This window comes from Kitasatospora sp. NPDC004615 (assembly GCF_042873545.1).
Lineage (GTDB): Bacteria > Actinomycetota > Actinomycetes > Streptomycetales > Streptomycetaceae > Kitasatospora.
The window spans coordinates 300,316-320,841 of sequence record NZ_JBIALQ010000001.1; the positions used below are offsets into that span (position 1 = coordinate 300,316).

Annotated in this window: 18 protein-coding genes and 4 tRNA genes; 6 read left to right on the forward strand and 16 right to left on the reverse strand. The window is 72.7% G+C overall.

Annotated elements, in window-relative coordinates:
- Positions 1-10 precede the first annotated feature (10 nt).
- The 5 genes from ACFYS8_RS01375 to ACFYS8_RS01395 all read right to left on the reverse strand — a co-directional run bounded on the left by ACFYS8_RS01375 (position 11) and on the right by ACFYS8_RS01395 (position 4,282).
- On the reverse strand, positions 11-982 hold the full coding sequence (locus tag ACFYS8_RS01375) for a hypothetical protein (RefSeq protein ID WP_387634111.1): 972 nt from the start codon (positions 980-982) through the stop codon (positions 11-13).
- Between the two features lie 82 nt (positions 983-1,064).
- The gene (locus ACFYS8_RS01380; RefSeq protein ID WP_387634113.1) at positions 1,065-1,583 is read right to left on the reverse strand and encodes a SigE family RNA polymerase sigma factor; all 519 of its coding nucleotides are present in this window, start codon (positions 1,581-1,583) and stop codon (positions 1,065-1,067) included.
- A 110-nt stretch (positions 1,584-1,693) separates the two neighbouring features.
- Entirely contained in the window at positions 1,694-2,986 is a 1,293-nt protein-coding gene (locus ACFYS8_RS01385) for a hypothetical protein (protein ID WP_387634114.1), read from the reverse strand.
- A gap of 119 nt (positions 2,987-3,105) precedes the next feature.
- Positions 3,106-3,561, reverse strand: a complete 456-nt coding sequence (locus ACFYS8_RS01390; RefSeq protein WP_387634116.1) for an STM3941 family protein — start codon at positions 3,559-3,561, stop codon at positions 3,106-3,108.
- Between the two features lie 193 nt (positions 3,562-3,754).
- Complete coding sequence (locus ACFYS8_RS01395) at positions 3,755-4,282, reverse strand: STM3941 family protein (RefSeq protein WP_387634118.1); 528 nt, start codon at positions 4,280-4,282, stop codon at positions 3,755-3,757.
- A 103-nt stretch (positions 4,283-4,385) separates the two neighbouring features.
- Here ACFYS8_RS01395 and ACFYS8_RS01400 point away from each other — a divergent pair, with 103 nt between their 5' ends.
- Positions 4,386-4,544 (forward strand): hypothetical protein, encoded by a 159-nt coding sequence (locus tag ACFYS8_RS01400; protein ID WP_387634120.1) that lies wholly within the window; start codon positions 4,386-4,388, stop codon positions 4,542-4,544.
- Positions 4,545-4,636: 92 nt separating this feature from the next.
- On the opposite strand, the gene ACFYS8_RS01405 is transcribed toward ACFYS8_RS01400, so the two are convergent.
- Positions 4,637-5,233, reverse strand: coding sequence for a TetR/AcrR family transcriptional regulator (locus tag ACFYS8_RS01405; RefSeq protein WP_387634122.1), 597 nt, complete (start codon positions 5,231-5,233; stop codon positions 4,637-4,639).
- A 220-nt stretch (positions 5,234-5,453) separates the two neighbouring features.
- On the opposite strand from ACFYS8_RS01405, the gene ACFYS8_RS01410 reads away from it, so the two are divergent.
- Positions 5,454-6,593 carry an acyl-CoA dehydrogenase family protein gene (locus tag ACFYS8_RS01410; RefSeq protein WP_387634124.1) on the forward strand — a complete coding sequence of 380 codons (1,140 nt, stop codon included), beginning with the start codon at positions 5,454-5,456 and terminating at the stop codon, positions 6,591-6,593.
- A gap of 50 nt (positions 6,594-6,643) precedes the next feature.
- Complete coding sequence (locus tag ACFYS8_RS01415) at positions 6,644-7,405, forward strand: SDR family NAD(P)-dependent oxidoreductase (RefSeq protein ID WP_387634126.1); 762 nt, start codon at positions 6,644-6,646, stop codon at positions 7,403-7,405.
- Between the two features lie 7 nt (positions 7,406-7,412).
- On the opposite strand, the gene ACFYS8_RS01420 is transcribed toward ACFYS8_RS01415, so the two are convergent.
- From ACFYS8_RS01420 to ACFYS8_RS01450, 7 genes are all read right to left on the reverse strand, one after another.
- Positions 7,413-8,636 (reverse strand): ribonuclease inhibitor, encoded by a 1,224-nt coding sequence (locus ACFYS8_RS01420; RefSeq protein WP_387634128.1) that lies wholly within the window; start codon positions 8,634-8,636, stop codon positions 7,413-7,415.
- Between the two features lie 65 nt (positions 8,637-8,701).
- A tRNA-Gly gene (locus ACFYS8_RS01425) sits at positions 8,702-8,774 on the reverse strand.
- 12 nt (positions 8,775-8,786) lie between these two features.
- A tRNA-Trp gene (locus tag ACFYS8_RS01430) sits at positions 8,787-8,859 on the reverse strand.
- 25 nt (positions 8,860-8,884) lie between these two features.
- Complete coding sequence (locus ACFYS8_RS01435; RefSeq protein ID WP_387634131.1) at positions 8,885-10,351, reverse strand: SDR family NAD(P)-dependent oxidoreductase; 1,467 nt, start codon at positions 10,349-10,351, stop codon at positions 8,885-8,887.
- A gap of 35 nt (positions 10,352-10,386) precedes the next feature.
- Positions 10,387-10,459, reverse strand: a tRNA-Ser gene (locus ACFYS8_RS01440).
- 12 nt (positions 10,460-10,471) lie between these two features.
- Positions 10,472-10,545 (reverse strand) — tRNA-Val (locus ACFYS8_RS01445).
- Positions 10,546-10,720: 175 nt separating this feature from the next.
- Positions 10,721-12,574 carry an AMP-binding protein gene (locus ACFYS8_RS01450; protein WP_387634133.1) on the reverse strand — a complete coding sequence of 618 codons (1,854 nt, stop codon included), beginning with the start codon at positions 12,572-12,574 and terminating at the stop codon, positions 10,721-10,723.
- A 95-nt stretch (positions 12,575-12,669) separates the two neighbouring features.
- On the opposite strand from ACFYS8_RS01450, the gene ACFYS8_RS01455 reads away from it, so the two are divergent.
- Positions 12,670-13,314: a response regulator gene (locus tag ACFYS8_RS01455; protein WP_387634135.1), complete on the forward strand. Its 645-nt coding sequence runs from the start codon at positions 12,670-12,672 to the stop codon at positions 13,312-13,314.
- 111 nt (positions 13,315-13,425) lie between these two features.
- On the opposite strand, the gene ACFYS8_RS01460 is transcribed toward ACFYS8_RS01455, so the two are convergent.
- Positions 13,426-14,646 (reverse strand): sensor histidine kinase, encoded by a 1,221-nt coding sequence (locus ACFYS8_RS01460; RefSeq protein WP_387634137.1) that lies wholly within the window; start codon positions 14,644-14,646, stop codon positions 13,426-13,428.
- Between the two features lie 227 nt (positions 14,647-14,873).
- Between ACFYS8_RS01460 and ACFYS8_RS01465 the strand changes: the two genes are divergently transcribed.
- The gene (locus ACFYS8_RS01465) at positions 14,874-16,943 is read left to right on the forward strand and encodes a SpoIIE family protein phosphatase (protein ID WP_387634139.1); all 2,070 of its coding nucleotides are present in this window, start codon (positions 14,874-14,876) and stop codon (positions 16,941-16,943) included.
- Between the two features lie 5 nt (positions 16,944-16,948).
- Here the strand turns inward: ACFYS8_RS01465 and murQ are convergent, their stop codons facing one another.
- On the reverse strand, positions 16,949-17,899 hold the full coding sequence (gene murQ / locus ACFYS8_RS01470) for an N-acetylmuramic acid 6-phosphate etherase (RefSeq protein WP_387636779.1): 951 nt from the start codon (positions 17,897-17,899) through the stop codon (positions 16,949-16,951).
- A 132-nt stretch (positions 17,900-18,031) separates the two neighbouring features.
- Here murQ and ACFYS8_RS01475 point away from each other — a divergent pair, with 132 nt between their 5' ends.
- Positions 18,032-19,549 carry an ArnT family glycosyltransferase gene (locus ACFYS8_RS01475; protein ID WP_387634141.1) on the forward strand — a complete coding sequence of 506 codons (1,518 nt, stop codon included), beginning with the start codon at positions 18,032-18,034 and terminating at the stop codon, positions 19,547-19,549.
- Positions 19,550-19,559: 10 nt separating this feature from the next.
- Here the strand turns inward: ACFYS8_RS01475 and ACFYS8_RS01480 are convergent, their stop codons facing one another.
- A complete protein-coding gene (locus ACFYS8_RS01480; RefSeq protein WP_387636782.1) occupies positions 19,560-20,504 on the reverse strand; it encodes a DUF5996 family protein in 945 nt (314 codons plus the stop codon).
- Positions 20,505-20,526: the final 22 nt, after the last annotated feature.

Below are 20,526 nucleotides of genomic sequence, written 5' to 3' on the forward strand. Positions count from 1 at the left end.
GGGCGGGGTGTCAGTCCTTGGGCAGGGTGAACCAGCGCCAGTCCTGGCTCTCGGCGACGCCGCGCCAGATGGGCATCGGGATCGGCGGCGTGGTGCGGGCGTTCATCGGCTGGTCGCCGCGGGCGAAGGTCTCCCCGTCGCCGGTGAAGTCGCGGGTCCCGCTGTATTCGGTGAACTCGAGCACGGTGCCGTCGATCCGCCACAGCCGGACCCGGTAGCTGTACAGGGGCGGCGCCACCGCGCCGTTGCTCTCCACCATCTCCCAGGTGCCGTCGGTCAGGAAGCCGTACTCGCAGCCCATGACGGTGCGGGCTCCGTTGCCCAGGACGCTCTCCGCGCACTGGAACGGCAGGTCGCTGGGGTCGGTGTGCGCCTGCCCGTTCTTCGGGAAGACCAGCCGCGACTGGCGCATCGTCACTTCCAGGGTGGCGGTTTGGCCGGTGCCGTCGACGAACTTCATCACCACCCCGGCGGTGCCGCTGGGAAGCGGGCCGGGGTGGACGACGGCGTCCTTGAGGAGCCGGTAGTCCGCGGGAAGCATGGCGCCGAGCGTCTCGGACACCGCCTCGGGCGTGAACGTCTGCAGACTCTTGGGGGCCGAGGTGCCGCTGCTCGGCGGCCGACCGAGCGTGGATGCCGGGGGCATCTTCAGCAGCGGACCGGACTCGGTCCCGGAACTCGCCGCGGCGCCGTCGGACGGGCTCGGCGAGGTGGTGGGCGGGGGCACGCCCACGCCCACGCCCACGCCGGCCGGGCCGGCGCTGTGGGCGGGAAGGTTCGAGGCCACGGTGGACAGTCCGACGTTCGCGCCGACCGCGGCCAGCGCGACGACGGTGAGCGCGGCGCCCGCCACCCGCAGCCGCCGGGCCAGTCTGCGCCGGCGGCCCCGGCGGTTGCTCTCGGCGACGATCACGGCAACCGGGACGCTCAGTTCCATGACGCTCGTCTCCATCATCCGGGAGAGCTCCAGGTCCAGGTCCAATGTCCGATGCCTTCCGGTCTGGCAGGTGTATGTCACAGAAGTGGCGGGGGTGGTTGCCGAGGGGTGGGGCGTCGGCCCCGGGTCAGTCCTGGAGCAGCAGGGCGCGGTCCGGGCCGAGAATCGCGCGCAGGCGGGTCATCGAACGGGAGTTGAGGCTCTTCACGGCGCTGACGGTGATACCCATCGCCTCTGCCGTCTCCTCCAGGCTGTAGTCCTCCAGGTAGCGGAGGACCACTGCGGCCCGGTTTCTGGGCGGCAGTTGGCGCAGAGCGGCCACCAGGGTGATCCGCAGGGCGGCCGAACTGCCCTCCCGGGCGCCGACCACCGGCTCCTCGGGGAACTCCGCGACCGCGAGTTCGGTGGAGCGGCGCAGCCGGCGGTGCGACAGGTAGCAGCGCAGCAGCACCTTCCGCGCGTAGGCGTCGACTCCGGCGTCCCCGTCGGCGCGCCGCAGCCGCCCCCAGACCGGGTACATCTTGGACAGTGCGGTCTGCACGAGATCCTGTGCCTGGTGCCAGTCCCCGCACATCAGGTACGCGAGATGGAACAGGCGGCGTGCCCGACTGGCCGCGAACTCGTCGAAGCCGAGCCCCTCGGTCATGTGGTCCCCCGGATGGAAAGGTGTTCGTCGACGTGCTGAATACACGCCGCATCCGGGCCGTCCGTCGCGCCATCAAGATCAAGATTCGGTAACGGTGGTTTCCCGGCGCCTCATTGGTGCACCCGGTTCACTCGTGGCGGCTCGTCGTCATCGGCGGCGTCATCGGCGGCGCCATCTGCGGCGTCATCCGCGGCGGCGGCGCGGAGCAGGTCGAGGAGGGCGCTGCCCGGGTAGGTCCGGAAGTCCGGGTACGCGTCGCGGTGGTAGGCGTTCCAGTAGCTCAGTACGCGCTGCCCGGTGAGCGCGAAGTACGCCGGGTTGTCGGCGACGAACCGCCCGTAGACGCGGCGGCCCTCGGTACCGGGCGCGGCGAGTTCGGTGAGGTGGTCGTGGATCAGGCGCAGGATCACCAGCACGTATTCGCCCGCCAGTTGGAGGACGAACGGGGCGACGCACGGGTCGGTCGAGCCGACGATCCGTTCCAGGTGGCGCTGGCGGATCCGGCCGTCATGGTGCCGGGTGTAGAGGCAGTGCAGGAGTTGCCGCTGCCGCGGGGTCAGCGCGTTCACCGCCTCGGCGGACGGCTCGTCGTGGTAGATCCGGACGGGGATGGCCACCGGTCGGCCGGAGACCTGGACGGTGAACCCGTGGGACGTCAGGTGCCCGGCGGGCGGCAGGACGACCAGCGCCGCGCGGACGTCGTCGGCCAGTTGGGGCGGGAAGGCCGCGACCAGGCGGTCGGCGTCGGCCGGTTCGGCCGGGTCCGCAGGTTCGGCCGGTTCCGCAGGTTCGGCCGGGGGCGGCGGGGTGGGCGGCATGGGTTCGGGCCGGTCCTTCTCGGGGCGGTTTCGAGGTTTGGCGACGCGGGTGCGCAGAGCGGTCTCGATCGTCCTCTCCACGAGCGGCAGGGCCGTCAAGTCCGGGTGGTACAAGAGCATTTGGCCGAGGACCTCTGCCACGTTGACGGGCAGGACGTCCTGGTGGATCTGGACCGTGCCGAACTCCGCCTTGCGGTTGGCGCGGGTCACCCAGGCGCCGAACTTCGACGGCCGGGGCGGGAAGAGCGCACCGGGGTGGCCAGTGAGTTCGACCATCCACTTGTTGCCCGCGACCCTGCACCGCGCCGTCCGGATCTCCGCCCAGTGGATCCGGCCCAGCCGGCGGCCCTCCAACCCGTCGGCGTCCAGCACCAGTTCCGGGCCCCACTGGATCCGTACCGCCAGCATCGCCGCGCCGCCGAGCCCGAAGAACAGAATGCTGACCACACCGGCCGTCACCGACTCGCCCGACCCCACGAGCACCAGGCCCGCCGCGACGAACAGCGCACAGAGGACCAGGGTGCGCCTGCCGGGCGGGAGACGGTAGACGGTGGGTGGCAGGACCGCCGGTACGTCGTTGATCACGCGCACAAGCTAGCGACCGGGCTCCCGGGCCACGAGGGCTTCCCTGCCCAAATCTTGGCAATCCCCGCAGCTCCCCTGCCTGACCGCGCGCCTGCTCGCCCACCGCGATGGCGGCGTCGTCAGTCCTCGGACGGCAGGACCGTCAGGCCGCGGTGGTACCGGCGCATGTCCTCGATGAGCGCCTTCGCGTCCATCGGCAGGGAGGTGACCACGAAGAAGGTCACGCGTAGGCCCATCCGGCGGTTGGCGCGGAGGCCCAGGCCTCCGAGCATCGAGGGGCGGGGCGGGAAGGGTGCGCCGGGGTGGCCGATCAGCAGGATCACCTCGTTCGTGCCGAGCATCGCGGCCCGCACCGCCGCGATCTCGTCCCAGTGGATCCGTCCCAGCTGCGGGGGCTCCAACCCGTCGGCGTCCAGCACCAGTAGCGGCGTCCGCCGGATCATCGCGTTCAGCCCGACCACCACGAGCAGCCCGGAGAGCAGAAGGGTGATCACCCCCAGCATCACCAGGACCGGGTTCGGCCGCGCGGCGACGACCACCAGTGCGGCCACCGCGAAGATGGCGGCGAAAAGCACCAGTTGACGCCCGAGCCTTCCGCGCCGGGGGAGGTGGACGGTGGGGGTGGAACAGCGGGTTCCTTGTCGATCACGCGCACTAGCTAGCGATCGGGCTCCCGGGCCACGAGGGCTTCCCTGCCCAAGTCTTGGCAATCCCCGCAGCTCCCCTGCCTGACCGCCCGCCTGCTCGCCCACCGCGATGGCGGCGCCGTCAGTCCTCGGACGGCAGGACCGTCAGGCCGCGGTGGTACCGGCGCATGTCCGCGATGAGCGCCTTCGCGTCCATCGGCAGCGCGGCGACGGTGAAGATGGCCTCGCGCGTGCCCGTCCGGCGGTTGGTGCGGACGGCGAGGCGTCCGAGCATCGGGGGGCGGGGCGGGAAGGGTGCGCCGGGGTGGCCGGTCAGCAGGATCACCTCGTGGGTGCCTGCTGTCGAGGGGCGGACTCCCGCGATCTCGTCCCAGTGGATCCGCCCAAGCTGTGGGACCGTCAACCCTTCGGCGTCCATGACCAGTTGGGGCGTCCGTCGGATCAGGGTGTTCAGCCCGATCACCACGATCAGCCCGGAGACCGGAAGGGCGATCACACCCAGGAGTACCAGGATCGGGGTCAGCTGCGCCGCGACGACCAGCGCGGACACTACGAAGACGGCCGCAGCGGCGGCCGGCTGACGCCACACCATGCCGCGCCGGGGCAAGAAGACGGTGGGAGGTGGAACAGCGAGTTCCTTGTCGATCATCCGCCCAAGATAGTGGCCAACGCTCTTGCCGTGCACGGAGTTTCGCGGCCGCCCGCGACCCTCGTTCTCCCAGCTGCCGGACGTCGGCGGCACACTGGAGGTCATGGACCCCATGGAGCGCGTCGAGAGCGAGGGCGGCGAGCCCGCCTGCTGGCTGAATCTGGTCTGCGAGGAGTGCGGCAAGGTGCGGGAGGGCGGGCGGTGCCCGGTCTGCGGTTCCGGGCCGGTCGAGTCTGCCGCGGAGCCACCGCGCGGGAGTTGAGCGGGAGGACTCTCAGCGCAGCAGGACGCGCGGGAGTTGAGCGGGAGGACTCTCAGCGCAGCAGGACGCGCGGGAGTTGAGCGGGAGGACTGTCAGCGCAGCAGGCCGTGCAGCAGCAGCTCGGCCAGGTGCCCGTACGCCTCGGCGTCGGCGAGGCCAGTGGCCTCGGCGACCTGGCGCCGCTGGATGCGGACCATCACCGAGCTGATGACGTCCGCCGCGAACGCCACATGGGTCTCCCGGAAGGCGCCTTCCGCGACGCCGTCGTCGATCAGCCGCTGGATCTGCCGGGCGGCGGCGCGGGTGTTGCGGCCGTAGACCTCGGCGGCGGGTTCGAAGGCTGCCAGGTCGTCGAAGAACCGGGCCGAGCCGGGGGCGAGTTCGGCGGAGACGGCGCGCAGGTAGGCGGCCAGCCGGGCGGCCGGGTCGGTCTCGGCGGCCAGTGCGGCCTCCACCCGGGCGGTGGCGCTCCGGAAGAAGTGCACGACGGCCGCCCGGACCAGTTGTTCCTTGGAGCCGGCCAGTCCGTACAGGGTGCGCTTGGAGCAGTGCAGCCGGGCGGCGAGGTCGTCCAGCGTGAACTGGGCGAAGCCCTCGGCGACGAAGAGTGCGACGAGTTCCTCGAAGAGGGCGCTGCGGCGTGCGGCGCCCCGTCCACTGGTCTGAGGTGCGGCGGCGCTGTCGATCACCCGGCCAGTATGACAGTCGGCCTCTCCGCCGCCGCAGATCCGGCCGCCGCACGCACCCGGGCCCGGCCCGCACTCCCCCGCGCCCCCCCGTGCCCACGTTTTCCCCGTCCCTTCTCGGACTTTTCCCTGTTCACCGTTCCCGGGTCCCCCGCTGCGGGCTCTGCTGCGCTACCCTCACCGGTACTGACGTACCGCTTTGCGTACCGCTTGGAGCCGGAACATGGCCGTGGACCGCCTGCTTCCCACCGAGGAAGCCGCCGACCTGATCGCGCTGACCCGCGATCTCGCCGACAAGGAACTCGCCCCGAAGGTCGAGTCCCACGAGAAGCAGGAGCTGTACCCAGAGGGCCTGTTCGCGCTACTCGGCCAGGCCGGCCTGCTCGGCCTGCCGTACTCGGAGGAGTTCGGCGGCGGCGGGCAGCCCTACGAGGTGTACCTCCAGGTGCTGGAGGAGCTGGCGTCACGCTGGGCGGCCGTCGCGGTCGCCACCAGCGTGCACACCCTGGCCTGCCACCCGCTGAACGCGTTCGGCACGCCGGAGCAGAAGGAGCAGTGGCTGCCCCGGATGCTCGCCGGTGAACTGATCGGCGGCTACAGCCTGTCCGAGCCGCAGGCGGGCTCCGACGCGGCCGCGCTGACCTGCAAGGCGGAACCCGTCGAGGACGGGTACCGGATCACCGGCACCAAGGCGTGGATCACCCACGGCGGCAAGGCCGACTTCTACGCCCTGTTCGCCCGCACCGCGCCCGGCGCGCACGGCATCTCCTGCTTCCTGGCGCCCGGCGAGGCCGAGGGCCTGACCTTCGGCCCGCCGGAGGAGAAGATGGGCCTCAACGGCGTGCCGACCACGGCCGCCTACTGGGACGGTGCGCTGCTCGGGCCGGAGCGCCTGATCGGCGCCGAGGGGCAGGGCCTGTCCATCGCGTTCTCCGCCCTCGACTCGGGCCGCCTCGGCATCGCCGCCTGCGCCACCGGCCTCGCCCAGGCCGCGCTGGACACCGCCGTCGCGTACGCCAACGAGCGCACCACCTTCGGCCGCAAGATCGTCGACCACCAGGGCCTGGGCTTCCTGCTCGCCGACATGGCCGCCGCCGTGGACTCCGCCCGCGCCACCTACCTGGACGCGGCCCGCCGCCGCGACCTCGGCCGCCCGTTCAGCCGCCAGGCCAGCGTGGCCAAGCTGATCGCCACCGACGCCGCGATGAAGGTGACCACCGACGCGGTGCAGGTGCTCGGCGGCTACGGCTACACCCGGGACTTCCCGGTCGAGCGGTACATGCGCGAGGCGAAAATTATGCAGATCTTCGAGGGCACCAACCAGATCCAGCGCCTGGTGATCAGCCGCCAGTTCGCTCGCTGACCCACTCCCCCAGTCGGTTCGTCACCATCCGTTCGGAAAGGCTTTCCAGCATGCAGCTCACCGGTACCGCCGCCCTGGTCACGGGTGCCGCCTCCGGCCTCGGCGCGGCCACCGCCGCCCACCTGGCTGGCCTCGGCGCCCACGTCTACGGCCTGGACCTGCCCAAGGCCGTCGAGTCCGCCCCCGCCCAGCCCGAGGGCGTCACCCTGCTCGGCGCGGACGTCACCGAGGAACAGCCCGTCCGCGACGCGCTGGCCCGGATCGCCTTCGACGGCCACTCGCTGCGCCTGGCCGTCAACTGCGCGGGCATCGCCCCGTCCGCCCGGATCGTCGGCCGCCGCGGCCCGCACGACCTGGACCTGTTCCGCACCGTGCTGAACGTCAACCTGATCGGCACCTTCAACGTGATGCGGCTCGCCGCCGAGGCGATGTCCGGCCAGGAGCCGGACGAGACCGGCCAGCGCGGCCTGGTCGTCAACACCGCGTCCATCGCGGCGTTCGAGGGCCAGGTCGGCCAGATCGCGTACGCCGCGTCCAAGGCCGGCGTCGCCGGGATGACCATCACCGCCGCCCGCGACCTCGCCCAGTTCGGCATCCGCGTCGTCACCATCGCCCCCGGCATCGTCGACACCCCGATGATGGCGGGCTTCTCCGACGAGATCCGGTCCGGCCTGGCCGCCACCGTCACCTTCCCGCAGCGCCTCGCCCACCCCGAGGAGTACGCCCGCCTGGTGGCCATGGTCGCCGACCACGACTACCTCAACGGCGAGACGATCCGGATGGACGGCGCGCTGCGGATGTCCGCGCGCTGACGCCTGCTCAGTCCTGTTCCGCTCCGGGCGCGGCGGTGCGGTGCACGCTGTGCACCGCCGCCACGTCCGGGGCGGGGACGGGCGCGGGGACGGTGACGCTGAGGGCGTTAAGGCGGCTGCGGATGCTGCTCGCGATGCCTTTGCCCAGCACGTAGCGGGTGGGGGACGCGGCAACGGCGGCGTGGTCGAGCAGGCGGTGCGCCTCGCGGCTGCGGAGGCCGGTGTGCGTGAGCACCAGGTGGTCGAGGCGGTGGGGGGCGGCGGCCAGCGCGGCCCCGATCCGGTCGGCGGCGGCCAGGTCGATCCGGTTGTCGGCGGCGCCCAGCACGTGGGCGGCCGGGACCCGGCCCAGATCGAGCAGTTCCACTCCGGCGGCGGCCGCGGCGGCCGTCAACTCGGCTGCGGCGACCGGCCCGAGACCTGAGCTGGCCAGCGAGAGGCGGCGCAGCCGCCCGTGCGGGGCGGTGCGCAGCGCGGCCGCGAGGGTGTGCGCGCCGTCGTCGCCGAGGCCGGCCGCGGAGGCGTACAGCTCGTCGGTGGCGCCGGCGGCGATCAGCCGGGCCAGCGGTTCGGCTCCGGCCGGGCCGAGCGGGTTTCCGCTGAAGTAGAGCCGTTCGAAGTGCCGACCGCCGGCCAGCAGGGCATCGACGAGGACGGTCAGGCCGGCCGCGTCCAGGCCGGTCTGCACCAGGTCCAGGGTGCGCAACTGCTCGACGGCCGCGATCAGTTCGGCGGCAGCCTGGCCGGCCCGGATGCCGAGCGGGTTGCGCTTGAGCCAGAGCGCGCGGACGGTCTGGGTGGAGGCGCGCAGCCGGTCGGCGATCCGGCAGGCACCGGCGGCGGTGATGCCGTTGCAGCCCAAGTAGAGGGTGCGGACGGGTATTTCGGCGGCGCGTTCGGCGAAAGCGGCCGCGCCGTCGTCGCCGAGGCCGTCGGTGCCGAGCAGCAGGTGCCGGACGGGGGCCTCACCGCCGTCGGGGGCCGTCCGGGCTGCGCCGGCTGCTTCGGCTGCTTCGGCTGCTTCGGCGAGGGCGTCGGCGACCAACTGTGCGCCGTGTGGGCCGAGTTGCTGCTTGCACAGGTCGAGTCGGCCGTCCGGCAGGGCGGTGCCGGCCGGGAAGTCGATCCGCCGGTCGGTGCCGGCTCCGGTGCGCAACCAGGCCAGCAGCGGGGCGAGTTCGCCGACCGGGCGGGGCACGACCGACGGGACTCCGGCGAACTCCTGCACCACTTCCGCTCCTTGCCGTGCTCACTCGGTCGTTCCGGGCCGTCGTGCCGGGGCGCTGCCTCCGGGTGCGGGACCGGCCGGATTCGAACCGGCGTCCTCCGGCTTGGCAAGCCGACGCATCTGCCGCTGTGCTACGACCCCTCCCCGAGGTGACGGGGCCGGTCGGATTCGAACCGACGTCTTCCAGTTTTGGAGACCGGCGCACCTGCCTCTGTGCTACGGCCCCGTCGCGGCGATGGTACGGGCCGCGTTCACCACTCCGCCACTCGATAGTCCTTCAGGAAGACGCCCACGAACGGCTCGCCCGCCTCGCCTCGCACGATCGGGTCGTAGACGCGGGCCGCGCCGTCCACGATGTCCAGCGGGGTGCGGAAGCCGTGGTCGGCCAGCCGGGACTTCTTGGGCGCCGGGTTCTCGTCGGTGATCCAGCCGGTGTCGACCGCACACATGTAGACGCCGCGGTCGGCGAGTTCGGCGGCGCTGGTGCGGGTGAGCATGTTGAGCGCGGCCTTGGCCATGTTGGTGTGGGGGTGGCCGGGCATCTTGTTGCGGACCGCGAAACGGCCTTCCACCGCCGTCACGTTGACGATGTAGCGGGCGGGGTGCGGGGATGCCTCCAGAAGCGGCAGCAGCCGGTCGCAGAGCAGTGCGGGGGCGAGTGCGTTGACCAGCTGGGTCTCCAATACCTCCGCCGGGTCGAGTCCGCCGAGCGTCGCCGACCAGGAGTTCCGCGGGGCGGTGTCGGGCAGCAGCCCGGCCTCGTCCACCGCCGTGGCGGTGACCCGGGGCAGCGCCAACGCGCTTTCCTCGGAGGCCAGTTCGGCGGCGGGCCAGGCGGGGGCGAGGGCGGGCATCGGGCGGAATCCGGGCGCGTGCCCGACCTGCGCGGGTACCGTGCCACGCTCCCCGGCGGCGAGCAGCGCGTACGACTCCGGCGGGCGGCGCAGAGTCTGCGCGGCGTTGTTCACCAGGATGTCCAACGGCCGTCCCTCGGCGCGCAGTTGCTCGCACAGGCCGAGGACCTGGCGCGGGTCGCGCAGGTCGATGCCGACGATCCGGAGCCGGTGCAGCCAGCGGTCGCTGCCCGGCGCGGCCTGGAAGCGGCGAAGGGTGTCGTGCGGGAAGCGGCTGGTGACGATGAGCTCGGCGCCGTCGCGCAGCATCATCAGAGCCAGCTGGAAGCCGATCTTGACACGTCCGCCGGTGAGCAGGACGCGCCGCCCGGCCAGGTCGGTGCTGAGCCTGCGGCGGGCGGTGTGGTCGGTGGCGCAATCGGGGCAGAGGCGGTGGTAGAAGCCGTCGACCTGCCGGTAGAACTGCTTGCAGACGTAGCAGCGCTGGGGGCGGGCGAGTTCGCCGATCGGGGTGTGCCCGGCGGCGGTGGGCAGCGGGGCGTCTTCGCGGCGGGCGGCGCCGCCGGTGGCGGTGGCGGCGGTCAGTTCGGTGTCGGCGAGGGCGGCCTCGGTGCGGCGTTCGCGGCGACGCTGCTGGCGGCCGTCGCGGACGAAGGACTCGGCGACGCGTTCGGCGCGCAGTCGCGACGGGTGGTCGGCGGGGAGGGCGCGAAGCTGCCGGATGGTGCGGTCGAGCGCGGCGAGTTCCGCCTCGGTGGGGCCGTGGGGGTCGACCGTCTCGACCGTCTCGTCCGGCACGGGCGTCTCGTCCGGCACGGGCGTCTCGTCCGGCACGGGCGTCTCGTCCGGCACGGGCGTGCTCATCGGGGGTCCTCCGGGTGGCGGTGCGTCAACGAGGCCGGGCCCGACCGGATTCGAACCGGCGTGTTCCGCTTCAGCTAAGCGGCGCGTCTGCCTCTGCGCTACGGGCCCGACACCCGAGCCTCCCGGGGGCCGGATTCGAACCGGCGTGGTCCGCGATGTAAGCGCGGGGCGCCTGCCTCTGCGCTACGCCCGGGAGGTTGGGAGGATATTACCGGTCCGCACGGGGCGGTCGGCAAGCGCTTTCCGCTCCGCCCCGACGCAACGGGAAACCGCTTTCCGCACGCCCCTGCCAACAAGTCGGCGACGGCACGCGGAAAGCGGTTTCCCGTTCGGCGGAGCAGGCGTGCTCAGCCCTGACGGAGCTCCGGCTCAGCCCTGGCGGAGCTCCGGGAAGTCGCTGTCCCAGTACTCGTTCGGGTTGCGGTTCTCCGTGCGGTCGGCCTCGTGGGTGCGCAGTTCGACGCGGCGGATCTTGCCGGAGATGGTCTTCGGCAGGTCGGCGAACTCGAGGCGGCGGATGCGCTTGTAGGCGCTGAGCTTCTCGCGGGTGAACGCGAGGATGTCGCGGGCGAGTTCGGGGCTGGGGGTGCGGCCGTCGACCAGCACCACGTACGCCTTGGGGACGGCCAGGCGCAGCGGGTCGGGCGAGGGAACGACGGCGGCCTCGGCGACGGCGGGGTGTTCGATCAGGACGCTCTCCAGCTCGAACGGGGAGATCCGGTAGTCGCTGGCCTTGAACACGTCGTCGGCGCGGCCCACGTACGTGATGTATCCGTCGGCGTCCCGCGCGGCGACGTCGCCGGTGCGGTAGTGGCCGTCGCGCATGGCGTCGGCGGTGCGCTCCGGGTCGCCCCGGTAGCCGCGCATCAGGCCGAGCGGGCGGTGGGCCAGGTCGAGGCTCAACTCGCCTTCCTCGCCGGGCTTTCCGTCCGCGTCGAGGAGGGCGACCCGGTAGCCGGGCAGCGGCCGTCCCATCGAGCCGGGGCGGACGGGCTGGCCGGGGCTGTTGCCGATCTGGCAGGTGGTCTCGGTCTGGCCGAAGCCGTCCCGGATGGTCAACCCCCAGGCGGCGCGGACCTGTTCGATCACCTCGGGGTTCAACGGTTCGCCGGCGCCGACGAGTTCGCGCAGTTCGGTGCGGTGCGCGCCCAGGTCGGCCTGGATCAGCATCCGCCAGACGGTGGGCGGGGCGCACAGTGTGGTGACCCGGCAGCGGGCGATCACCTCGAGCAACTGCTGGGCGTCGAACCGGCCGTAGTTGAAGACCAGGACGGTGGCCTCGGCGTTCCACGGCGCGAACAGGTTGCTCCAGGCATGCTTGGCCCAGCCCGGCGAGGAGATGTTGAGGTGGATGTCGCCGGGGCGCAGCCCGATCCAGTACATGGTGGACAGGTGGCCGACCGGGTACGAGGCGTGGGTGTGCTCGACCAGCTTCGGCTTCGAGGTGGTGCCGGAGGTGAAGTACAGCAGCAGCGGGTCGTCTGCGAGCGTGACGCCCTCGGGGGTGAACTCCTCGGCAGCGTTGTCCACCTCCGCGTAGTCGTGCCAGCCCTCGACGGGCTCGCCGCCGACGGTCGCGCTGCTGCCGGTCGCACCGCTGGTCGCACCGCTGGTCGCACCACCGGTCGCGCCGACGGCGATCCGCAGCGGGGCGCCGGGGAGGCCGGCGAAGCGGTCGGTGACCTCGGCGGCGGCGATCACGGCGCGCACCTCGCCGCGTTCCAGGCGGTCGGCGAGGTCCTCGGCGGACAGCAGCAGGGTGGCGGGGATCAGCACCACGCCGAGCTTGATCGCTCCGAGCATCACCTCCCACAGTTCGCTGACGTTGCCGAGCATCACCAGCACCCGGTCGCCGCGCCCGAGGCCGAGCGCGCGCAGGTGGTTGGCGACCTGGTCGGAGCGGCGGGCGAGCTGGTCGAAGCTGTGGATGCGCTCGCTGCCGTCCGCCTCGACCACCCACAGCGCGGCCCGGTCGTTGCCGCGCGCCATCGGGTCGAAGTGGTCGAGCGCCCAGTTGAACTCGCCCAACTCGGGCCATTGGAAGGTGCGGTACGCGGTGTCGTAGTCGGTGGCGTGCTGCCACAGCACCTCGCGGGCGGCCCGGAAGTTGGCCACCGACGCGGCGCGGTCGAGCCGCGCCCCGGAGCCTGCCGCGGTGGTGGCGCCGTCGCCCGGCCGGGACGGCAGTTGCTCATTGTTATCGACGTTCTCGGCTGAGCCCATGGCCTGACCCCTCTGCGTTCAGTTACCGTCGCACCCAATATTTCCGCCGGTCGCAAGCCTGCGGTCCCCCCACCTGGAGAGGAGAGTTCGCTCGGATGGCGGATGGCTCCACTGGTCGTACCGTACGGGTCCTGGTGGTCGACGACCATCCAGTGGTGTGCGACGGCGTGTCCGCGCTGATTCGGCGGGCCGAGGACGTGTCCGTGGTCGGCTCGGCCCGGACGGCGCGCGAGGGCGTGGCGCTGGCCGCGACGCTGCACCCTGACGTGGTGCTGCTGGATCTGCGGCTGCCGGACCTGCCGGGTTCGCGCACCGTGCCGCTGCTGCGGGCGGCCGCACCGGATGCGCGGGTGGTGATCTTCACCGCGTTCGAGGACCGGAATGCGCTTTCCGCTGCCCTTGCGGCCGGTGCGCACGGCTGCCTGCTGAAGGACGTCACGGACACCGACCTGGTCTCCCAGCTGCGGCTGGCCGCGGCGGGACAGCGGGTGATGGACCCGCGCCTGAACGGTTCGGCCCCGGCCCAGTTGCAGGCCCGGCTGTTCCGGCTGTCGCTCAGCCGGCGCGAGTACGAGGTGATCCGGTCGGCCGCGACGGGCCGTACCAACCCGGAGATCGCCGAGGAGCTCGGGCTGACCCGGAACACCGTGAAGACGTATCTGCAGACGGCGATGCAGAAGCTCGGGGCCCGCAACCGGGTCGAGGCGATCCGGCGGGCGCAGCAGGAGCAGCTGCTCTGACCGGAACGGCCGGGGCGTCCGATCAGGCCCAGCCGTCAGGCCGGCGGGGCAGCCGGTCGGGCCGCGCCGTCAGGCCGGCGGGGCAGGCGGGCAGGCGGTCGGGCCGCGTCCTCAGGCCGGCGGGGCGGGGAGCGGGAGTTCGCCGCGCAGGGTGGTGCCGTCCTCGTCGCTGTGCAGGTGGACAGTGCCGCCGAGGCGTTCGTACTGGGCCCGCAGGGCGGGCAGGCCTGCGCCGGTGGCGGGTGCGTGCGGGGCCGGACCCCAGCGGGAAAGCGGTTTCCCGTTGGGTTCCGGGCCGGGTCCGTCGTCGATGACGGCGAGGCCGAGTCGGTTGCGGTCGTGGGTGAGGGTGACGGCGACCGAGTCGGCCCGGGCGTGTTTCTCGACGTTCAGCAGGCCCTCGGCGACGGTGCGGCGCAGCAGGGCGGCGCGTGCGGCGTCCAGGCGCGGGGCGGGTCCGATGGGCACGAAGGTGGCGGGGGTGCCGGTGCGTCGTTCGAAGTCGCGGAGTGTCTCGGCGAGGTCCGCCGCGAGCCGGTCGCCGTCGGAGGCGGTGGCGTCGGGGCCGGCGGGCCGGTCGTGGTGGAGGCGGGCGACGGAGGCGCGCAGGGTGGCGGCGGCGTCGCCGAGTTCGCGTTCGAGGCGGCGCAGGCGGTCGGCGAGTTCGGGGTGCTGGGCGGTGTCGGCGCGCAGGTCGCGGACGGAGCTGCCGAGGCCGAACAGCATGGCGCCGACGCCGTCGTGCAGTTCGGCGGCGATCCGGCGGCGTTCGCCGGTGACGGCGGCGTCGGCGAGGGTGGCGGCGCCGTCGGCGACGTCCACGGCGAGGGTGGCGAGGTGGGCGAGTCGGGTCAGTCCGTCGATGGCACTGTCGCCGATCTGGCCGCTGCCGCGGATGGCGCCGTAGAGGACGCCGCGGGCGGGGCCGGTGCCGATCGGGAGGCCGATCATGCCGGTGACGGCTTCGCTGCCGACCTGCTGGTCGAAGTCGTGGGTGATCCGGCTGGATCGGTAGTAGTCGCGGACCACGACGGCGCTGCCGACGGCCGCCACCCGGCCGCCGACGCCGAGTCCGAGCGGGATCCGCAGGTCGTGCAGGGTGGTGTGGAGCGTCCCCGACCAGGCCCGCAGCACCAGGTCGCGGCCCTCCACCAGGCCGCCGAGGCCGAGTTCGAAGCCGTGCTCGGTGCGGGCCCGTTCGGCGACGGCCCGGAGGGTGCGCCGGGCGTCCAGCATTCCGATCCGGTGGTTCCGTGCGCGTTCGATCCGGTCCAGTTCGGCGAGCGCGGCCAGCACCTCGGCCTCCCGCTCGCTTCCGCCACCGCCGTTCATGCGCGGCAGCGTACCGGGTCCACACATCCGACCGATCCGCTGATCACACCGTCCGATCAACGCCGCACATCCGGCCTGCGAAGCCGGGCGCTACCACCGCGTTCGACCTCCCGCAACAGCACGCGGCCCCGGTTCCGGCTCGGCGTGGCGGTTTGAGGCGTCTGCGTGGCGGGGCGATGCTGAAGGCATGGCCTGGGGGTTGCTGCACCGAAGGGGAATGTGCGGACATGGCGACACGGGTACCGGGCCGTGCGGCTACTGCGACGGTTGACGGCGACGGCTCGATCACGGGATGGTCGGCGGCGGCCGAGCGCATGTCGGGGTTCTCGGCCGACCGGGTACTGGGGCGTTCCGCGTTCGATCTGCTCGCCGGTGACGCGCCGATCGCCGTCCTGCGCGCGGTGGTTCGCCGCCAACCGTTCACCGGCATGGTCCGATTGACCCGCGCGGAGCGCGATCCGGTGGCGGTGGAGCTGGCGATCGTCCCGGTGCTGACCGCGAGCGGCGAGCAGAGCTGGGTGGTGTCCGCGCAACCGTTGCAGCCGCTGGGGACGGATCCGCCGGCCGCGATCACCGAGGTGTCCGAGCGGAAGGCCGGCCCGGAGGATCTGGCCCGGCGTCGCCTGGCACTGCTCGGCGAGGCCGGTCTGCGGATCGGTTCGACCCTCGAAGTGCAGCGCACCGCCCAGGAGTTGGCGGACGTCGGAACGGAGGACTTCGCGGACTTCGTCGGCGTGGACCTGCTGGAGACGGTGTTCGGCAGCGGTCCGCCGTCCAGCGCGGGCCTGGTGTTCTACCGGGTGGCGCAGCAGTCGGTGCTGCCGGGCTGCCCGGAGTCGGCGGTGGCTGTGGGGGCGCGCGACGTGATCCTGACGGAGTCGCCGATGGCGCAGGTGCTGTCCGCGGGCCGGCCGGTGCGGACGGACATGCGGGATCAGAAGATGCGGACGTGGATGCAGCGGGAGCCGCGGCGGCTGAGGTCGGCGGAGCGGTTCGGGATCCATTCCTCGCTGCTGGTGCCGCTCACGGCACGCGGGGTGACGCTGGGTGTGGCGATCTTCCTGCGACACCGTTCGCCGGAGGCGTTCGACGACGACGATCTGGTGCTGGCCACGGAGTTGACGGCGCGGGCGGCGCTGTCCGTGGACAACGCCCGCCAGTACACCCAGCAGCGGGACACCGCGCTCGCCCTGCAGCGTTCGCTGCTGCCGGCCCGGACGCCCCGGCAGGCGGCGGTGGAGGTGGCGTTCCACTACCTGCCGGTGAACGGCCGCGACGGCGTGGGCGGCGACTGGTTCGACGTGATCGCGCTGTCGGGCGCCCGGGTGGCGCTGGTGGTGGGTGACGTGGTGGGGCACGGGGTGCCCGCGTCGGCGGCGATGGGCCGGCTCCGGATGGCGGTCCGGACGCTCGCCGACATCGACATTCCGCCGGACGAACTCCTCACCCACCTCGACGACTTGGTGCTGCGGGTCGATCAGGAGGAACTGCCGGACAGCGCCACCACCTGGGCGGGCGGCAGCGTGGGCGCGACCTGCCTGTACGCGGTGTACGACCCGGTGGGGCGGACGTTCACGATGGCCCGGGCGGGCCATCCCGGTCCGGTACTGGTCGACCCGAACGGCGCGGTGACGTTCCCGGAGCTGCCGCCGGGACCGCCGCTCGGCCTCGGCGGACTGCCGTTCGAGTCAATGGAGTTGGCCGTACCGGAGGGCAGCGTACTGGCACTGTACACGGACGGCCTGCTGCGGGCCTCGGAGTTGCGCGGCGATCCGGCGCTGGGCCTGGACGGGCTGGCGTCGGCGCTCGCCGAGCCCACAGGTTCGCTGGAGGCGCTGTGCAACCGGGTGCTGGACGCGACGCTGGGCTCGGCCGCGCCCAGCGACGACGTCGCACTGCTGCTGGCCCGCACCCGGGCACTGCACGAACAGGACGTCGCCGGTTGGGAGTTGCGGCGCGACCCGTCGGAAGTGGCGCGGGCCCGCAAGTTGGCCACCACGACGCTCACCGACTGGGGGCACGAAGAGGCCGCGTTCGTCACCGAGTTGGTGGTCAGCGAGCTGGTCACCAACGCGGTCCGCTACGGCCTGCCGCCGATCGGCCTGCGGCTGATCCGGGACGGCGGGACCCTGATCTGTGAGGTGTCGGACGCCAGCAGCACGGCCCCGCACCTGCGCCGGGCCCGCACCTACGACGAGGGCGGCCGCGGTCTGCTGCTGGTCGCGCAGCTGTGCCGGAACTGGGGTACCCGGCACACGCCGCGTGGCAAGACCATCTGGGCCGAACAGCAGCTCTGATCCCGTCAGTTCTTGAGGGCGGCCTGCACGGCCTCGCGCAGGCGTCCGCCGTGCGCGGTGAGCAGCGCGGCCGCGGTGGTGGCGTCGACATCCGCGAGCAGCAGCAGGATGGCGTCCTTCACCTTGCCGCCGGTGGCGTCCAGTGCGGCGGCGACGGCGGCCGGTTCGGCGTCGGTGGCGAGGGCGACGATGCGGCGGCTGCGGTCGCGGAGTTTCTCGTTGGTGGCGCGGAGGTCGACCATCAGGTTTCCGTAGGTCTTGCCGAGCCGGATCATGGTGATCGTCGAGATCATGTTGAGCACCAGCTTCTGCGCCGTGCCGGCCTTCAACCGGGTGGATCCGGTGAGCAGTTCGGGGCCGGTGACGACCTCGATGCCGTGCTCGGCGGCGGTGCCCAGCGCGGAATCGCGGTTGCCGGAGAGGCCGACGGTGAGCGCGCCGAGGCTGCGGGCGTGCTCGACGGCGGCGACGGCGTACGGGGTGCGGCCGGAGGCGGAGATGCCGACCACGGTGTCGGCGGCGGTGAGTTGCAGGGCGTCGAGGTCGGCGACGGCGGCGGCGCGGTCGTCCTCGGCGTTCTCGACGGCGGCGGTGAAGGCGGCGGGGCCGCCGGCGATCAGCGCGACGATCTCGCCGGGCGCGGTGTTGAAGGTCGGCGGGCATTCGGCGGCGTCGAGGACGCCGAGCCGGCCGGCCGTTCCGGCGCCGGCGTGGATCAACCGGCCGCCGCGGCCCATCCGTTCGGCGATCGCGTCGATGGCGGCCGCGATCGCGGGCAGCTCGGCGGCGACCGCGTCCGGGACGGTGCGGTCCTCGGCGTTCATCAGCCGGGCGATCTCCAGCGTCGGCAGCAGGTCGATGCCCGCGTGCTCGGGCCGCCGGGTCTCGGTGGCCAGCCCGGCGAGCGCGGCCAGGTCCGCGGCAACAGGCCGGTTGAGGTCCGCGCTGGACGAGATGGGCGGGTCACTGGGGTGCGGGGTGCCGTTCACAGCGCCCGAGCCTAATCGGACGGCCGTGGCCGAACAATCGTTCAGGTTTTTACCGTTGATAGAGCGGCACGGCCCGCCGCATCTGTCACACTCCCCGGCATGGACCTTCGGGGGGATGGATCCACCAGCGTCGCCACGCCCACGGGGCTGTCGCGATTCGCGTTCGGGCCGGTGCTCGCCGTCGCGGCGGGTGTCGCAGCGCTCGAACTGGCATTGACGGGGCGGTACGGGTTCCACCGGGACGAGCTCTACTTCCTGGCCGCCGGGCGGCACTTGGCCTGGGGCTATGTCGATCAGCCGCCGCTGACACCGCTGTTGGCCAGGCTGTCGACGGCGCTGTTCGGCGAGATCCCGGCGGGCCTGCGGGTGGTCGCGGTGCTGCTGGCCGCCGCCACGATCGTCCTGACGGCTCTGGCCGCGCGGGAGTTGGGGGCGCGCCGGGGCGGCCAGGTGCTGGCGGCGGCGGGCGCGGCGGTGTCGGCGATGGTGCTGGCGCTGGGCCACATGCTGTCCACGGCGAGCTTCGACCTGTTCGCCTGGACGGGCATCGGCGTGCTGGTCCTGCGGCTGCTGCGCACCGGTGACCGCCGCTGGTGGGTGCCGATCGGTGCGGCGGTGGGTGTCGCGCTGCTCAACAAGGACCTGGTGCTGCTGCTGGCGGCGGCGCTGCTGCCGGCCATCTGGTTCACGGGCAACCGGCAGGTGCTGCGCGGGCGTTGGCTGCCGCTGGGTGCGCTGCTGGCGCTGCTGGTGGCCGCGCCGAACCTGTACTGGCAGGCCACGCACGGCTGGCCGCAGCTGACGGTGGCCTCGGGCATCAGCGGGCAGGACGGCCTGGCCAACCGGTTGACCTTCGTGCCGATGCAACTGCTGTACCTGTCACCGGTGTTGGTGACGGTGTGGCTGGGTGGCCTGCGCCGCCTGCGGCAGGAGCCCGAGCTGCGCTGGGCACGGCCGCTGGCGTTCGGCTACCTGGGCCTGTCCGCGCTGGTGCTGCTGCTCGGCGGCAAGCCCTACTACGCGCTGCCCCCACTGCTGCTGGTCATGGCGGCCGGGTGCCAGCCGGTGGCCGACCGGGCGTGGCCGGTGCGGCGCAGCCGGGTACGGCTGGTGGGACTGCTACTGCTCGCGGCGACGCTGAACTCGGTGATCACCCTGCCGGTGCTTCCCGCACATCAACTCCCGGCCGTGGCCTGGGTGTACAAGGAGTCGGCGGAGCAGGTCGGCTGGCCGGAGCTGGCCGAGGCGGCGGGCACGGGCTGGGCGGCGATCCCGCCCGAGCAGCGGAGCCGGGCCGTGGTCTTCACCACCAACTACGGCGAGGCAGGAGCGCTGGCCCGCTACGGCGCCAAGTACGGTCTGCCCGTGCCGTATTCGGGCCACATGTCGTTCGCGGACTGGGGCCCGCCGCCGGACTCCGCGACCGGCCCCGTCCTGCTGATCCACCCCGCGCCCTACCCGCAGGTCGAGCAGGCCTTCACCGGCTGCCACGACGTCGCCCGGGTCGACAACGGCCACAGCCTGGCCAACGAGGAGCAGAGCGCCCCGGTCCTGCTGTGCACGGGCCCGCGCCTCCCTTGGTCCCAACTCTGGCCCCAGCTGCGGCACTTCTACTGATCCGAACCTGCTAGGCCGACGGCTCGACGCGCAGCACGGTGTCGGTCACGCCGCCCGGGCATTCGCGTTCGCGGCCCCAGCCGGCCAGGTCGGCGCCGGCGCGGTAGGCCGAGTCGAGGAAGTCGAGTGCGGTCGCCCAGGGGTCGGCGGCGGTTCGGACGTCCTGGTACTTGAGGAGGGCGAGGTGGCTGCCGCGGCTCGTGGCCCAGGAGGCGGCGGCGGGGTGCAGGGGGCGAGCAGTCAGGTCGGCGGGTTCGGGGGCGGTGTAGCAGTAGAAGGCGGGCTCGGGGACGTTGTCGTCGCCGAACCAGAAGCCGGCGCTGATGACTTCGCGGGAGTAGGCCTCGCGGGTGACGGGATCGACGGCGGTGGGCTGGTCGATCTCGCGGTCGGAGAAGCGGGTGACGGCGAGGTCGAAGGTGTGCCAGAAGTGGTGCACGGGGCTGGTCTTGCCGGAGTAGCCGGCCGCGTACTCCTCCAGCAGCAGGGCGACTTGGCTGAGAATGTGCCAGTAGGTGGTGACGGCGGCCGGGTCGTAGCTGCGGTGTTCGTCGTCGTCGGCGAACGGGCGGTGCGCGTCGGGCAGGTCGTACGGGTAGGGGTGCTCGGGGACGATGTCGATGTCGAGGTGGATGAGTGCCCGCAGGGTGTCGCGGTAGAAGTCGCTGACGGAGCGGCCGGTGAGCGGGAACGAGTCCTCGGCGCCGTCGAGGGTGCGGATGTACAGCCGGTGGTCGGTGAAGTCGAAGTCGATGGTGAAGGCGTCGCCGCCGCGGGTCGGGCCGGTGGGGCGGGTGGTGATGCCGCGTCCGGTGAGGTGGAAGGGTACGTTCCACCAGTGGTTGCGGCGGGGGCTGCCGGCCAGCCGGATCTTGCCGATGACCTGGGCGAATCGGTGCAGGGTCTCCTTGGTGTCCCGCCAGGACTCCAGGGGCAGGGGCGGGAACAGCTCCATGGTGGGCTCCGGCTGAGGTGAG

Excerpts from the sequence above, each read along its gene's own strand:
- ACFYS8_RS01380 (WP_387634113.1), bottom strand. The coding sequence starts at position 1,583 with ATGACCGAGGGGCTCGGCTTCGACGAGTTCGCGGCCAGTCGGGCACGC.
- ACFYS8_RS01395 (WP_387634118.1), bottom strand. The coding sequence starts at position 4,282 with ATGATCGACAAGGAACTCGCTGTTCCACCTCCCACCGTCTTCTTGCCC.
- ACFYS8_RS01400 (WP_387634120.1), top strand. The coding sequence starts at position 4,386 with ATGGACCCCATGGAGCGCGTCGAGAGCGAGGGCGGCGAGCCCGCCTGC.
- ACFYS8_RS01410 (WP_387634124.1), top strand. The coding sequence starts at position 5,454 with ATGGCCGTGGACCGCCTGCTTCCCACCGAGGAAGCCGCCGACCTGATC.
- ACFYS8_RS01415 (WP_387634126.1), top strand. The coding sequence starts at position 6,644 with ATGCAGCTCACCGGTACCGCCGCCCTGGTCACGGGTGCCGCCTCCGGC.
- ACFYS8_RS01435 (WP_387634131.1), bottom strand. The coding sequence starts at position 10,351 with ATGAGCACGCCCGTGCCGGACGAGACGCCCGTGCCGGACGAGACGCCC.
- ACFYS8_RS01450 (WP_387634133.1), bottom strand. The coding sequence starts at position 12,574 with ATGGGCTCAGCCGAGAACGTCGATAACAATGAGCAACTGCCGTCCCGG.
- ACFYS8_RS01455 (WP_387634135.1), top strand. The coding sequence starts at position 12,670 with ATGGCGGATGGCTCCACTGGTCGTACCGTACGGGTCCTGGTGGTCGAC.
- ACFYS8_RS01460 (WP_387634137.1), bottom strand. The coding sequence starts at position 14,646 with ATGAACGGCGGTGGCGGAAGCGAGCGGGAGGCCGAGGTGCTGGCCGCG.
- ACFYS8_RS01465 (WP_387634139.1), top strand. The coding sequence starts at position 14,874 with ATGGCGACACGGGTACCGGGCCGTGCGGCTACTGCGACGGTTGACGGC.
- ACFYS8_RS01475 (WP_387634141.1), top strand. The coding sequence starts at position 18,032 with ATGGACCTTCGGGGGGATGGATCCACCAGCGTCGCCACGCCCACGGGG.
- ACFYS8_RS01480 (WP_387636782.1), bottom strand. The coding sequence starts at position 20,504 with ATGGAGCTGTTCCCGCCCCTGCCCCTGGAGTCCTGGCGGGACACCAAG.